The 14,785-nt window shown below is 71.5% G+C and carries 12 protein-coding genes; 9 read left to right on the forward strand and 3 right to left on the reverse strand.

Translation table 11 applies throughout. From position 1 onward, the window contains the following. Positions 1 to 65: 65 nt before the first annotated feature. The 7 genes from ACFY2A_RS06120 to ACFY2A_RS06150 all read left to right on the forward strand — a co-directional run bounded on the left by ACFY2A_RS06120 (position 66) and on the right by ACFY2A_RS06150 (position 11,447). The gene (locus ACFY2A_RS06120) at positions 66 to 884 is read left to right on the forward strand and encodes an SAM-dependent methyltransferase (protein WP_387169098.1); all 819 of its coding nucleotides are present in this window, start codon (positions 66 to 68) and stop codon (positions 882 to 884) included. Between the two features lie 4 nt (positions 885 to 888). Continuing rightward, complete coding sequence (locus tag ACFY2A_RS06125) at positions 889 to 3,048, forward strand: putative bifunctional diguanylate cyclase/phosphodiesterase (protein ID WP_387169100.1); 2,160 nt, start codon at positions 889 to 891, stop codon at positions 3,046 to 3,048. Positions 3,049 to 3,122: 74 nt separating this feature from the next. Then, positions 3,123 to 3,623 (forward strand): DUF456 domain-containing protein, encoded by a 501-nt coding sequence (locus ACFY2A_RS06130; protein ID WP_387169102.1) that lies wholly within the window; start codon positions 3,123 to 3,125, stop codon positions 3,621 to 3,623. Positions 3,624 to 3,952: 329 nt separating this feature from the next. Then, positions 3,953 to 5,317: a glutamine synthetase family protein gene (locus ACFY2A_RS06135; protein ID WP_387169105.1), complete on the forward strand. Its 1,365-nt coding sequence runs from the start codon at positions 3,953 to 3,955 to the stop codon at positions 5,315 to 5,317. 119 nt (positions 5,318 to 5,436) lie between these two features. After that, entirely contained in the window at positions 5,437 to 6,792 is a 1,356-nt protein-coding gene (locus ACFY2A_RS06140; RefSeq protein ID WP_387169108.1) for an aldehyde dehydrogenase family protein, read from the forward strand. A gap of 2 nt (positions 6,793 to 6,794) precedes the next feature. Further along, entirely contained in the window at positions 6,795 to 7,562 is a 768-nt protein-coding gene (locus ACFY2A_RS06145; protein WP_363917093.1) for a 3-oxoacyl-ACP reductase, read from the forward strand. 174 nt (positions 7,563 to 7,736) lie between these two features. Then, complete coding sequence (locus ACFY2A_RS06150) at positions 7,737 to 11,447, forward strand: SpoIIE family protein phosphatase (RefSeq protein WP_387169113.1); 3,711 nt, start codon at positions 7,737 to 7,739, stop codon at positions 11,445 to 11,447. A 47-nt stretch (positions 11,448 to 11,494) separates the two neighbouring features. Here the strand turns inward: ACFY2A_RS06150 and ACFY2A_RS06155 are convergent, their stop codons facing one another. Continuing rightward, a complete protein-coding gene (locus ACFY2A_RS06155) occupies positions 11,495 to 11,809 on the reverse strand; it encodes an STAS domain-containing protein (protein ID WP_387169116.1) in 315 nt (104 codons plus the stop codon). 94 nt (positions 11,810 to 11,903) lie between these two features. Here ACFY2A_RS06155 and map point away from each other — a divergent pair, with 94 nt between their 5' ends. Then, on the forward strand, positions 11,904 to 12,761 hold the full coding sequence (gene map, locus ACFY2A_RS06160) for a type I methionyl aminopeptidase (RefSeq protein ID WP_387169119.1): 858 nt from the start codon (positions 11,904 to 11,906) through the stop codon (positions 12,759 to 12,761). After that, positions 12,758 to 13,474, forward strand: coding sequence for a VIT1/CCC1 transporter family protein (locus ACFY2A_RS06165; protein ID WP_363917101.1), 717 nt, complete (start codon positions 12,758 to 12,760; stop codon positions 13,472 to 13,474). Before map ends, ACFY2A_RS06165 begins: the two co-directional genes overlap by 4 nt. A gap of 1 nt (position 13,475) precedes the next feature. On the opposite strand, the gene ACFY2A_RS06170 is transcribed toward ACFY2A_RS06165, so the two are convergent. Continuing rightward, complete coding sequence (locus tag ACFY2A_RS06170; RefSeq protein WP_387169123.1) at positions 13,476 to 14,195, reverse strand: nucleotidyltransferase domain-containing protein; 720 nt, start codon at positions 14,193 to 14,195, stop codon at positions 13,476 to 13,478. A 96-nt stretch (positions 14,196 to 14,291) separates the two neighbouring features. Next, positions 14,292 to 14,771: a nitroreductase family deazaflavin-dependent oxidoreductase gene (locus tag ACFY2A_RS06175; RefSeq protein ID WP_387169125.1), complete on the reverse strand. Its 480-nt coding sequence runs from the start codon at positions 14,769 to 14,771 to the stop codon at positions 14,292 to 14,294. Positions 14,772 to 14,785 lie beyond the last annotated feature (14 nt).

Genomic DNA, 14,785 nt, shown 5'->3' on the forward strand with positions numbered 1-14,785 from the left:
CGCGCCGCGGACCCGCCTAGAGTGGTCAGCATCACGATCCACGGCGACGACGTGAGGTGCAACCAGTGCAGCAGCCGGACGGACTTCCCGCCGAGATCGACCTATCCCGGCCCAGCGCGGCGCGGGTGTACGACTACTTCCTCGGCGGTGCCCACAACTTCGACATCGACCGGCAACTGGCCGAGCAGATCGCGACCATGACGCCGAACCTGGCGGCGACCATGCGAGCCGGGCGGGAATTCCTCCGCCGGGCCGTGCGCGCCCTGCTCGACGCTGGCACAGACCAGTTCCTGGACATCGGCTCCGGCATCCCCACGGTTGGCAATGTGCACGAGGTCGCCCAGTCCGCGAACCCGAAGGCCCGGGTGATCTACGTCGACATCGACCCGGTCGCGGTGGCACACAGCCGGGAACTGCTCGCCGGCAACGAGGCGACCGGCGTCATCCACGCCGACCTGCGCGACCCGGAACGGATCCTGGCCGAGGCCGGCAAGCTGGGCTTGCTCGACTTCGACCGGCCGTTGGGCATCCTGCTCGCCGGGGTGGTGCACTTCGTCCCGGACACCGACCGCCCCGGTGACGTCCTGGCCACCCTGCGCGCGGCCGCCGCCCCCGGCAGCCACCTGGTCATCTCACACTCGACCTTCGAGGACCAGCCGCAGGAGATGCTGGACGCGCAACGGTTGTCGGCACGCACCGCCACGGAGATCACCCTCCGCTCGCGAGCCGATATCACCGGGTTCTTCGGCGATTGGACCATTCTGGAGCCCGGGGTGGTGCACATGGAGTTGTGGCGACCCGACTCGCCGTCCGAGGTCACCGCCGACGGGCAGCGTTTCGGTGCCTTCGGTGGTGTCGCCCGGAACGACCGGCCCGCCGGCTGATCTGATGGCCGCCGTGGGTGCCTCCGGCGGGAACACCGTCGATCCGGCCGGCGCCCAGCGGTACGCAACCGACTGGGCGCGGGCCGTACGCCGGCTCGGCTTTGTGCCGCTGAGCGCGGCCGAGACCGAGCGGCTGCTGCTCGGGCACACCGTCCGGCTGGCGGAGGTGCTGCTCTCCGCCGAGCCGCCGGCCTCGGCGGCGCAGGAGATCGGGCGGTCACTTGTCGACGCGCACCTCACCGAGCCGGGGGTGATCGAGTGGTCGGTGCGTACGCTCGGCGAGCGGTTCCGGACCGACGTGCTCGCCGCCGCGGCCGGGCGGCCGGGGCTCGACGAGCGGATCGCGGCGGTGCAGGGCGCCCTCGCGGCCGGCTTCGCCCGCGCGTTGCGGGAGCGGACCTTCGTCCAGCAGGAGGGGATCGCCCGCGCGATGTGGCAGGCGCGGGACGACGCCGAGCAGGCGTTGCGCAACAGCGAGGCCCGCTTCCGGGCGGTTTTCGACGGCGCGGCCGTCGGCATCGGCATCGCCGGAGTCGACGGGACGATCATCGACGTCAACCACGCCTTCGCCGACATGCTCGGCTACCCGGTCGAGGAACTGCGACAGACAAACGTGGCGTCCCTGTTCCACGCCGACGACGCCGCCGGCATGTGGGAGCTGTACCAGGAACTGATCGAGGGTAAGCACGAAGCGGCCCGGGTGCAGAAGCGCTACTACCGCAAGGACGGCAGCGCCGTCTGGACGGATCTGGCCGTCTCGCTGATCCGCCATGACGACGGCCGGCCCCGGTTCACCGTGGCCGTGGTCGAGGACATCACCGAACGGTACGAACTCCAGCAGCGGTTGCGCTTCCAGGCGCTGCACGACCCGCTCACCGGCCTGCCGAACCGGACGCTGTTCTTCGACACGCTGGCCGGCCTGGTGGAGCAGCCCGACGCGCCGGGCCGGGTCGGTGTCTGCTTCCTCGACCTGGACGGGTTCAAGGCGATAAACGACAGTTTCGGGCACGCCTTCGGCGACCGGCTGCTCGTGATGATCGCCCGACGGCTGGCCGACTGCGTGGCCGAACAGGGCTATCTGGTGGCCCGGATGGGCGGCGACGAGTTCGTCATCCTGGTCGACGGGGTAGCCGCCGTGGAGGACGTGATCGCCGTGGCCGAGGCGGCTCTGGCCGCCGTCGCCGCGCCGATGTGCGTCGGCGACCAGCAGCTCGCGGTCTCGGCGAGCATCGGCATCGTCGACTCGGCGGTCGCCGGCACCAGCGTCGTGGAACTGATGAAGGCCGCCGACGCCACGCTCTACTGGGCGAAGGCGGAGGGCCGTGACCGGTGGGCGGTCTACGACCCTGAGCGCAGCGCCCGGGACAGCGCCCGATCGGCGCTGGCCGCCGGGCTGCCGGTGGCCCTGGACCGGGGCGAGTTCGTGCTGCACTACCAGCCGATCGTGTCCCTGCTCGACGGGCGCATGCTGGCCGTCGAGGCGCTCGTCCGCTGGCAGCATCCGCAACTGGGCCTGATCGGTCCCGATCGGTTCATCGGGCTCGCCGAGGAGACCGGCCTGATCGTCCGTCTCGGTGAGTGGGTGCTGCGGCAGGCGTGCCGCGACGCCCAGCGGTGGCACACTGACTTTCCCGACACCAGGCTGGTGGTGAGCGTCAACCTGGCTGCCCGCCAGGCCGACCGCCCGGCGATCGTGGACACCGTGGCCGATGCGCTGGCCAGCAGTGGACTGCCGGCGGAACTGCTGCAACTGGAGCTGACCGAGAGCGCGGTGATGGGGTCCGCGGGGGAGCCGCTGCGGACGCTGCACCGGCTCGCCGCGCTGGGCGTACGACTGGCCGTGGACGACTTCGGCACCGGGTACTCGAATCTGGCGTACCTTCGCCGGCTGCCGATCACCTGCCTGAAGCTGGCCGGCCCGTTCGTCGAGGGAATCCGGGGCACCGCGCCGGCCGATGCCGACCACCGCGACGAACGCATCGTCGATGCGCTGGTGCGGCTGGCCCACGCGTTGGAGCTGTGGGTCACCGCGGAGGCGGTGGAGACCGAGGCGCAGGCGGAGCGGCTACGGGCATTGCGTTGCGACACCGCACAGGGCCGGCTGTTCGGCCCGCCGGGTCCGGCGGAGACGGTGGTGGCTCGGTTGCGTGGCGACGAACCGTGATGATCGTGCTGTGACGATCCCGGGTACCAGTGTGGCGATTGGACCAGGGCCGGAACGAACAACTGGGAGTCGACGTGGGGCTGACGGAGACCGGAACGGTGGTGTCGGTCGTCGCCGCGCTGGCCATCCTCGCCGGGTTGGCCGGGGTGGTGGTGCCCGGTCTGCCGGCGCTGCCGTTGTGCTGGGGCGGCGTACTGGTGTGGAGCCTGTTCGGCGGCGCCGGAGCCGGGCGGTGGCTGGTGCTCGCCGCCGCCACGCTTGTCGCTGTGGGGGGCACCGTCGTCAAGTACGCCTGGCCCGGCCGTAACCTCAAGCGGGCCGGGGTGCCCACCAGCTCGCTGCTGGCCGGCGCGGTGCTCGGCCTGGTCGGCTTCTTCGTCATTCCGGTGGTCGGGCTGGTCATCGGCTTCGTCGGCGGGATCTTCGCGGTGGAGCGGCTCCGACTCGGCGACACCCGACTCGCCTGGCCGGCGACGAAACGGGCGGTCGCCGCGGCGGGCCTGTCGATGCTTGTGGAGTTTCTGTCCGGGCTGGTGATCGGTGCCCTGTGGGTGGCCGGCCTGGTGATGGCCTGACTGGTCTGGGCAGGTGCTGACCGAAGCGGCGCGGGACGGAGTCAGGGTAGGGCGCGACGCCGTACCCGAGAGAGAGGTGACACTTTCCCGCGCCGCCGTGGTGGCCGGGCCGTTCCGAGGGCCCGGTGGTCGGCCCGTCGCGATCGGGCCTGGTCACACGCCCAAGGATGGGCTACTCCGGCCCCGCCGGCAACGCAATTGCGGGTGGCCGGCTGAGTTCGTCGGCCAGGCTCGGACGGTTTGCCGGGGGAGCGGATGCGGGTACGGGCGGAGCGTCTTATTGACGGTGATCGGCTCGGCCGGTAGACCTTGGTGATGGAGGCTCGCGGATGAGAAAGCCGCCGCTCACGCTGGAACAGTTGCGGGTCGCCGTCGCCGAGGGTGAGATCGACACGGTGGTGCTGGCCCTGGTCGACATGCAGGGCCGATTGCAGGGCAAACGCTTCCACGCCCCGTACTTCCTCGACCAGGTCGTCGCGCACGGCAGCGAGGGATGCAACTACCTGCTCGCGGTCGACGTGGACATGAACACGGTCGACGGGTACGCGATGTCGAGCTGGGAACGCGGCTACGGCGACTTCGCGATGAAGCCGGACTTCGGCACCCTGCGCCGGGTGCCGTGGCAGCCCGGCAGCGCACTGCTCCTGGCCGATTTGGAATGGCTCGACGGCGCCGGTCCGGTGATCGCCTCACCGCGACAGATACTGCGCCGGCAGTTGGACCGGCTGGCCGCGCACGGGCTGACCGCGTACGCCGGCACCGAGTTGGAGTTCGTGCTGTTCCGCGACTCGTACGAGCAGGCGTGGCGGCGCGGGTACCGGGAGCTGACCCCGGCCAACCAGTACAACGTGGACTATTCGCTGCTCGGTACCGCCCGGGTGGAGCCGCTGCTGCGCCGGATCCGTACCGAGATGGCCGGTGCGGGACTGGTGCCGGAGAGCGCGAAGGGGGAGTGCAACCTCGGCCAGCACGAGATCGCCTTCCGCTACGACGAGGCGGTTGCCTGCGCCGACCACCACGTCATCTACAAGAACGGGGCGAAGGAGATCGCCGCCCAGGAGGGCATGTCGATCACCTTCATGGCCAAGCCGAACGAGCGGGAGGGCAACTCCTGCCACATCCACTTCTCGCTGCGGGACGCCTCCGGTGGCTCGGCGATGCTTGGTGACGGGCTGGCGCACCTGAGCCCAACCGGGCAGCGGGTGCTCGCCGGGTTGCTCGCCACCATGCGGGAGTTGAGCCTGCTCTTTGCGCCGAACATCAACTCCTACAAGCGTTACCAGCCGGGCTCGTTCGCGCCGACCGCGCTGCGGTGGGGCACCGACAACCGCACCTGCGCGCTGCGGTTGGTGGGGCACGGCCAGGGGATGCGGGTGGAGAACCGGGTGCCCGGTGCCGACGTCAACCCGTACCTGGCGATCGCGGCCCTGGTGGCGGGTGCCGTGCACGGCATCGAGAACGGGTCGGAGCTGGCCGAGGAGTGCACCGGCAACGCGTACGACGACCCGAGCGCCGAACGTGTCCCCGGCACCCTCCGCGACGCCCTCACCCTCTGGACAGCGTCGGACGTCGCCCGCGAAGCCTTCGGCGCCGAGGTGGTAGCCCACTACGCCAACATGGCCCGCGTCGAGCTGGCCGCCTTCGACGCCGCCGTCACCGACTGGGAACTCACCCGTGGCTTCGAACGCCTCTGACCCCCACCACCCCACCTTCTCCGCGATCTTGCACTTTTGGTCGCCGATTTGCGGTTGTATGTCGAGTTTGTCCCGACAGAAAGTGCAAGATCGGCGAGGAGTGGGTGGGGTGAGGGTGGGTGGGTGAGGTACGGGATCCGGCTACGGGCGCGGTGTTGCGGGGGGTGGGGGACAGCTCGGTTGACGATGTGGATGCAGCCGTGGAGAGGGCGGGGCGGGCGTTTCAGGGGTGGCGGGGGGTCAGCGCGGGGGACCGGGGGCGGTTGTTGCGGCGGTTCGCGGCGGTGGTGGACGAGCACCTGGAGGAGTTGGCGCGGCTGGAGGTGGCCAACGCGGGGCACACCATCGGCAATGCGCGCTGGGAGGCGGGCAACGTCCGGGACGTGCTGGACTACTACGCGGGGGCGCCGGAACGGCTCACCGGGCAACAGATTCCGGTGCCGGGCGGGCTGGACGTCACCTTCCACGAACCGCTCGGCGTGGTCGGGGTGATCGTGCCGTGGAACTTCCCCATGCCCATCGCCGCCTGGGGCTTCGCTCCCGCGCTCGCCGCCGGCAACACGGTGGTGCTCAAGCCCGCCGAGCTGACTCCGTTGACCGCGATGCGGCTGGCCGAGCTGGCGGAACAGGCGGGTCTGCCCGAGGGTGTGTTCACCGTGCTGCCCGGGCGGGGCGAGGTGGTCGGTGAACGGTTCGTCACCCACCCGGCCGTACGCAAGATCTGCTTCACCGGCTCCACTGCGGTCGGCACCCGGATCATGGCCGGCTGCGCGAGCCAGGTGAAGCGGTTGACCCTGGAGCTGGGCGGCAAGTCGGCGAACCTGATCTTCGCCGACGCCGACCTGGAGCGGGCCGCCGCCACTGCGCCGTACGCCGTCTTCGACAACGCCGGCCAGGACTGCTGCGCCCGGTCCCGGCTGCTGGTGCAACGCGGGGTGTACGACCGCTTCCTCGAACTGCTCGAACCGGCGGTGCGCGCCTTCCGGGTGGGCGACCCGGCCGACGAGAGCACCGAGATGGGACCACTGATCTCGGCCGGGCAGCGGGATCGGGTCGCCGGGTACGTCGACGGTTCGCGGGTGGCGTTCACCGGCTCGCGGCCCGACGGCCCCGGCTACTGGTACGCACCGACCGTGCTGCTCGCCGACTCTCCCGGCGACCGCCACTGGCGGGAGGAGGTCTTCGGTCCGGTCGTCTCGGTGCTCCCGTTCGACGACGAGGCCGAGGCCGTCCGGCTGGCCAACGACACCGAGTACGGTCTCTCCGGCTCGATCTGGACCCGCGACGTGGGCCGGGCACTGCGGGTGGCCAGGGCCGTGGAGGCCGGCAACCTGAGCGTCAACTCCCACTCCTCGGTGCGGTACTGGACGCCGTTCGGCGGGATGAAGCGCTCCGGTCTGGGGCGGGAACTGGGGCCGGACGCCCTGCATGCGTTCACCGACGTCAAGAACGTCTTCGTCAGCACCGAGGAGTGAGCATGCCGGGACGGTTGCAGGATCGGGTGGCCGTGGTGACCGGGGCGGCCAGCGGTATCGGGCTGGCCACCGTGCGGCGGTTCGCCGCCGAGGGCGCCCGGGTGGTCTGCGTCGACGTCGACACCGAGGCCGGCCAGCGGGCCGCCGACGAGGTGGGCGGGAGCTTCGTCGCGGCCGACGTGGCCGACGAGACGGCGGTACGCGACCTCTTCGACGGGGTGGTCGAGCGGTACGGGCGGGTGGACGTCGCGTTCAACAACGCCGGCATCTCCCCGCCGGACGACGACTCCATTCTGGAGACCGGGCTGGACGCCTGGGAACGGGTGCTGCGGGTCAACACGACGAGCGTCTACCTGTGTTGCAAGCACGTCATCCCGCACATGCGCCGGCAGGGCCGGGGCTCGATCATCAACACCGCCTCCTTCGTGGCGCTGATGGGCGCGGCGACGTCCCAGATCGCGTACACCGCGAGCAAGGGCGGGGTGCTGGCGCTGACCCGGGAACTGGGCGTGCAGTTCGCCCGGGAGGGCATCCGGGTCAACGCCCTGTGTCCGGGGCCGGTGGCCACGCCGCTGCTGCGTGAGTTGTTCGCGGCCGATCCGGAGCGGGCCGCCCGCCGGCTGGTGCACGTGCCGATGGGCCGATTCGGTGAACCGGCCGAGATCGCCGCCGCGGTGGCCTTCCTGGCCAGCGACGACGCCTCGTTCATGACCGCCGCGCAGTTCGTGGTCGACGGGGGAATCACCGGCGCGTACGTCACCCCCCTGTGATCTCGCTTACACCGACCGTGAGTGAGCCCGGTCGCCTGCGTCGCCACCGGCGCTCACCTGGAGCTGAACAGCGTCCGAACCGTCGTATGCGTTACGTGGCGGATCCGTCTGGGTAGAAGGCCGGTCAGGGCAATTGATGATCGGGAGCGGTGCGGACACGGCCGGGGAGGCTGCATGAACTCGGCCCAGGGGGGCGTGGACGGTGGTCAGCCGTCCGCAGCGGAAAGTGGAACGTCTCCGCTGCTCGCGGCGGCATTCGCGGGTGGCGGTGAAATGGGCACACTGTTGCGCGACCGGGACTGGTCGGCCAACCCGCTCGGTCCACCAGAGCGTTGGCCGACCTCGTTGGGCAACGCCCTCAGCACGATGCTCGCCTCCAAGGCGCAGATCGCCATGTTCTGGGGCGAGGATCTGCGCGCCTTCTACAACGACGCGTACCGGCCCACCATCGGCGACAAGCATCCCGCGGTGCTGGGCGAGCCCGCCCGGGAACACTGGGCGGAGACGTGGGACGTGCTGGGGCCGCTGCTGACCGACGTGCTGCGCGGCGGCGAGGCCTACCAGGCCAGGGATCGTCACTTTCTGCTTGATCGGCACGGCTTCGTGGAGGACGTCTACTTCGACGTCTCGTACGATCCGATCCGCGACGTGGACGGTGCGATCAGCGGGGTGCTCTGCATCTGTAGCGAGACCACCGGGCGGGTGCTCAGCGAACGCCGGCTGCGCGCGTTGGCCGAACTCGGCTCGGAGCTGGCCGATCCGGTCGGCACCGAGGGACTCGGCCAGGTCGCGGCGGCGGTGCTCGACCGGTACCGGGCCGACGTCCCGTTCGGGCTGCTCTACCTGCGGGACAACGACGGACACCTGCGCCTGGCCGGGGTCAGTGGTGCCGTGACCGTCGCGGCCGATCCGCCCGCCGGGCTGGAGGAGATGACCGCGGCGGGCGTCGGCGAGGTGGTGGCCGCCGCCGATCTGCTCGGCCAGGTCCCGCCCGATGCCGCCGACGAGGCGGTGGTGCTGCCGATCAGCGCGACAAACGACCCGGCCGGGGTGCTGGTGCTGGGAGCGGCCCGGCGGCTGCCGCTCACCGACGACTACCGCACCTTCTTCGAGCTGGTCGCCGCGCAGATCTCCCGGGCGGTCGGCAAACAGCGGGCGTACGAGCAGGAGCGGTCCCGGGCCGCCGAACTGGCCGCCCTGGACCTGGCCAAGACCAACTTCTTCGCCAACGTGAGCCACGAGTTCCGTACGCCACTGACCCTGGTGCTGGGACCGTTGGAGGACCTGCTCGCCGAGCCGGGGCTCAGCGAGGACCATACGCAGCGGCTGACCGTGATGCACCGCAACGCGTTGCGGTTGCTGAAGCTGGTCAACACGGTGCTCGACTTCTCGCGGCTGGAGTCCGGGCGGCTGGTGGCGCACTACGAGCCCACCGACCTGGCCGACTACACCTCCCGGGTGGCCAGCACGTTCCGCTCCGCCACCGAGCGCACCGGGCTGCGGTTGGTGGTGGACTGTCCGCCGTTGGCGGAGCCGGTCTTCGTCGACCCGGACATGTGGGAGAAGATCGTCCTCAATCTGGTCTCCAACGCCCTCAAGTTCACCTTCGAGGGAGAGATCAGCATCCGGGTCCGTACGGTCGACGGCGCCGCCCAGCTGGAGGTCTCCGACACAGGGGTGGGCATCGACGCGGGGGAACTGCCGCACGTGTTCGAGCGGTTCCACCGGGTGCCGGGGGTGCGCTCCCGCAGCCACGAGGGCACCGGGATCGGCCTGGCCCTGGTGCGCGAACTGGTCGAGATGCACGGCGGCCGGGTCAGTGCCACGAGCGAGATCGACGTCGGCAGCAGCTTCGTGGTCACCATCCCGTTCGGTGTCGGGCACCTGCCGGCCGAGCGGGTGGCCGACGCCGACCACGCCGAGCGCGAGCCGCGGCAGGCCCCACTCTTCGTCGCCGAGACCGTGCAGTGGGCCGCCGGTCCGGCCGCGGCCGCGTCCCGCCGGGTGCCGGCCGTCGCCTCGACCGTGCCGGACACCGACGCCTCGGCGAAGCGGGTGCCTCGGCCCCTCACCGCCACGCCCGCCGGCCGCGTGCTGATCGTCGACGACAATCGCGATCTGCGCGAGCATGTCACCCGGTTGCTCGTGCCCATCTGGGAGGTGAGTACCGCCGCCGACGGGGTGGAGGCGTTGCGGCTCGCCACCGAGGAGGCTTTCGACCTGGTGCTCACCGACGTGATGATGCCGCGCCTGGACGGCTTCGGTCTGGTCGCCGCGTTGCGCGCGGACCCGCGTACCCGGTACATGCCGATCGTGCTGCTCTCCGCCCGCGCCGGCTCCGCCGAGGAGGTGGCCGGGTTGTCGGTGGGCGCCGACGACTACCTCACCAAACCCTTCTCCGGGCAGGAGTTGATCGCCCGCGTCCGGGCCAACATGGCCCTCGGTCAGCTGCGTAACCAGATCATCCGCCGGCTGCGTGCCCTCGCGGACGCGGCGGTCGCGGTCAACACCGCCCGATCCACCGCCGACGTGCTCCAGGTCGCCGCCCGCCATGCGTTGAGCCTCGCCGAGGCCGTCCGGGTCGTGGTCTCCGCCGGCGGCGCGCGTTACGAGGCCGACGCCGGTGGGGCCAGCAGCGTCGAGCCGTCCTTCGTCCTGCCGTTGACCGGGGTGGCCGACCAGCCGCTCGGTGAGCTTCGGGTGTGGCATCCAGCCGCCGAGAGCGCCGACGCCGACGAGGCGGCGTTGACCCAGCTCGCCCGCCTGGTCGGGGTCCGCATGGAGAATGCCCAGCTCTACGAGGCCGAGCACCGCATCGCCACCACTCTCCAGCACAGCCTGCTGCCCCGCACCCTGCCGCAGTTGCCCGGCGCGGTGGTGGCCAGCCGCTACCTGCCGGGCAGCGCGGACGTCGAGGTGGGCGGCGACTGGTACGACGTGGTGGCCCGGGACGACGACGAACTCGTGCTGATCATCGGTGACGTGGTCGGCAAGGGCGTGCCGGCGGCAGCCGCCATGGGTCAGCTACGCAACGCGCTGCGCGCGTACGTGCTGGAGGGTTTCGACCCCGGTGAGTCGTTGACCCGGCTGAACCGGCTGGTGGGGTCCACCGAGTCACGCTCGTTCGCGACGGTCTTCTGTCTGTGGTTCAGCCCTCGGACGGGTCGGCTGCGCTACGCCAGCGCCGGGCACCCGTCGCCCCTGCTGATCCGGGGCGACGACGTGGCGTTCCTGCACGGCCGGGCGCTCGGGCCGCCGGTAGGTGCCATCGCGGGCACCGAGTACGAGACCGTCTCGGGCAAGCTGGGGGCCGGTGACCGGCTGTTGCTCTACACCGACGGCCTGATCGAGGACCGGCAGGTCGGCATCGACGAATCACTGGCCCTGCTGCGCGCCGACGCGGCCCGCTCCGGTGAGCACGTGGCCGACCTGATCGACGCGGTGGTGGCGCGGGTCGCCGACCGGCCCCGACGGGACGACGTCGCGGTCCTGGCCCTGGAGGCGGTCGAACTCAACCGGTTCGCGCTGCGGCTGCCCGCCGACCCGACCCGGCTCAGTGTGCTGCGCAAGCGGCTGGAGGACTTCCTCGTCGCACACCGGGTGGGCGAGACGGACCTGTTCGACCTGACCGTGGCGGTTTCGGAGGCGGCGGCGAACGCCATCGAGCACCCGGTCGCCCCGGTGGAGCCGGTGGTCGAGATCGAGGTGCGGGTCGAGGACCGCACGGTGGTGGCGACGGTGTCGGACAGCGGGCGGTGGCGGGAGTCGACCGGGTCGGGTTTCCGGGGTCGCGGGCTGTCGCTGATCCGGGCACTCGGGGATCTCTCGGTCGAGCACACCCCGCAGGGGACACGGCTCACCCTGCGTCGGGAGCTGACCGGGTAGCCGGGCGGCTCAGGCCGGCGGCGGATCGGCGCGGTGGTGGGCCCGGATCAGGCCGGACGCAGCCAGGGCTGACCGCCCAGACCGGCGATCTCCAGCACCCGATTGACCTGTCGGGACGGCAGCACCGTCAACACGTCCGGGTAGTGGCCGGCGAGCCGGACCACCGCGTGGATGGCCGCCGAGTCGAAGAAGGTGACCGCCCGCAGGTCGAGCGTCACCCGGCCGGCCGGTTCCCGCATCACCGTCTCGAGCATGGTGTCGGCGGTGGCCATGTCGACCTCGCCGGTGACCACCACGCTGAGGTGGTCACCATCGGTCTCCGCGTTGGCGGAGAAGATGGGAGGTGCGCCCCCTTGATCCACGCAGACACCTTGACACAGTGCTTGTGGTAGGGCAACAACCGCTCGGGGCGGCCGGTGGTGGGGGTCACTACGGGCGCGGCGATAGGCTTGTGTCATGACCGTCCGTGCGCCGTTGACCCCCGGCACGCTCACCCCGTGGCGGCCGGTGCCCGCCCACATCGCCCGCCCGGAGTACGTCGGCAAGAAGGCCCCCCGGCCCTGGCAGGGGTCGCACGTGCAGACACCGGAGACCATCGAGAAGATGCGTCTGGCGGGGCGGATCGCCGCCCAGGCGGTGCAGTTGGCGGGGGAGCACTGCAAGCCCGGCGTGACCACTGACGAGATCGACCGGGTGGTGCACGACTTCCTCGTCGACAACGGCGCCTACCCGTCGACCCTGGGCTACCGGGGCTTCCCGAAGTCCTGCTGCACCAGCCTGAACGAGGTGATCTGCCACGGCATCCCCGACTCGACCGCGCTTGTCGACGGCGACATCATCAACGTCGACGTCACCGCGTACATCGGTGGGGTGCACGGCGACACGGACGCGACGTTCTGCGTCGGCGAGGTTGCCGAGGAGAACCGGCTGCTGGTCGAGCGGACCCACGAGGCGATGATGCGGGGGATCCGGGCGGTCGCCCCGGGTCGGCAGATCAACGTGATCGGCCGGGTCATCGAGTCGTACGCCAAGCGTTTCGGCTACGGCGTGGTCCGGGACTTCACCGGCCACGGCATCGGCGAATCCTTCCACAGCGGGCTGTACGTCCCGCACTACGACAGCCCGCGCCCCACCGACGTGATGGAGCCGGGAATGACCTTCACCATCGAGCCGATGATCACGCTCGGCACCTACCAGTACGACCTCTGGGACGACGGCTGGACGGTGGTCACCAAGGACCGCAGGTGGACCGCCCAGTTCGAGCACACCGTGCTGGTGACCGAGGGCGGCCACGAGATCCTGACGCTGCCGTGACCGAGACCCCGGCGGCGCTGCGCGAGCACCACCACGCCGACGTGTCCGGCGGCTGGCTGCGCCCGGCCGTGTTCGGTGCGATGGACGGCCTGGTCACCAACATCGCCCTGATCGCCGGTGTCGGCGGCGGCGGCGTCTCGCCCCGCACCATCGTGCTCACCGGCACCGCCGGCCTGGTGGCCGGCGCCATCTCGATGGCGCTCGGTGAATACACAAGCGTGCGGTCGGCCAACGAGCAGATCGCCGCCGAGGTGGCCAAGGAGCGACGGGAACTGGAGCGGCACCCGGACGCCGAGGCCCGGGAACTCGCCGACATGTGGATCGCCAGGGGCCTGCCGGAAGACCTCGCCGTCCAGGTCGCCGAGGCGGTACGCCGCCACCCGGAGCAGGCGCTGCGCATGCACGTGCAGGAGGAGTTGGGCGTCAACCCGGACGAACAACCCAACCCGTGGGCCGCGGCGCTATCGTCGTTCCTCTGCTTCTCCGTCGGCGCGTTGGTGCCGCTGCTGCCGTACCTCTTCGGGGCGACCAGCCTGGCCCTGGCCCTGGCGGTCGGCGGGCTCGGGCTCTTCGTCGCCGGTGCGGTCGTCTCCCGGTTCACCAACCGCCGGTGGTGGTCCGGTGGGCTGCGCCAGCTGCTGCTCGGCGCCGCCGCCGCGGTGGCGACATACCTGATCGGCGCGCTGATCGGGGTGCAGGGCGGCCTCGGCTGAGTCAGCCGTCGAGCAGGTCGTCGATGGTGCCGTCGACCGGACGGCCACGGGCGGTGAGTTCCGCCGACTGGCGGGCCAGTACGGCACCCACCTCGGTCATGTCCGCCCCGGCCAGCCCGGTCCGCCGTACCGCGTCGCCCGGATCCCGGAAGTAGGTGCGGCTGAGCAGTCCGCTGACCGTGGCCGCGCCGAGTCGGGCCTCGCCGAGCATCAACAGGGCCTGGTCCGTCTCGTACCACTCGGCCAGCCGGGCAGCCCGGGCATGCGCGGCGCTGCCCCGGTACCACGCCCTGCGGGCGGCCGAGGTGAACTCGGCCGGTCGGGCCCGGGCCAGTCGGCCGAGGTGCTCGTCGCGCAGGGTGGCCAGCCACCCGGTCGGGTCGTGCAGGGCCCGCGTGGTCACGTAGCGGTCGGCGGTCAGCGGCCACCGGCTGGTCAGTTGCCGGGCCTGGCGCAGCCGCTCCTCGGCGGCCACGACGGTCAGGTCGACAAGCACGCCGTCAACCCGGCGGGTCGCCGCCGGAGGCCCGGTGCCGGGCCGGTAGGTGACCACCAGCAGCCCGACCTCACCGTCGCCACCGCCGTCGTCGTCGCCGTGGGCCAACGGGCCGTGGACCGCGACCGCGAGCACCTCGGCCGGGAACCGCCGTCGGACGGCTGCGGCCACCCGCTCGGCCACGTCCCACCGGGGATCGTCCGGGTGTTCCTGGACACCGTCCACGCCGACCACCCCGCGTTCGCGCCACTCACCGCGACCTCTCGGTCACCGCACACCCTAACGCCTGTGTCGGGGCTCCCGGTCGAGCCGCGACGGGGGTCAGGTGAGGCGGTCGTCGTCGGGCACCAGCCGGAAGATCCGAATCTCCCGGCCACCGGCCCGCTCCACGTACGTCTCGTAGGCCGGCCACTCGTCGACCAGCAGCCGCCACAGCCGGTCGCGTTCGGCGCCGGAGGCCACCTCGGCGCGTACCGGGATCCGGCGACCCTTGACGTCCACCTCGGCCCTCGGCTCGGCGAGCAGGTTCAGCGACCACGCCGGCTGGTGGGCCTGGCCCCAGTTCGACCCGACGACCACGTATCCGTCGCCGTCGGGCACGTAGAGCAGCGGGTTGCTGCGCGGCCGACCAGACTTGCGGCCGGTCGTGGTGATCACCAGCGACGGTACGAGCCCGAGGGCGACCACCCGGCCCCGGGTCAGCCGCCCGACGGCCCGGTCGACGGGTACCAGCAGCCGGATGGCGGCACCGAACCAGCGGTACCGACCAACCCGGCGGGTGAGGCTTCCCAGCACGGACATCCGCACAGTCTGAG

This window comes from Micromonospora sp. NPDC000442 (assembly GCF_042898635.1).
In the GTDB taxonomy this organism is placed as follows: Bacteria; Actinomycetota; Actinomycetes; order Mycobacteriales; family Micromonosporaceae; genus Micromonospora.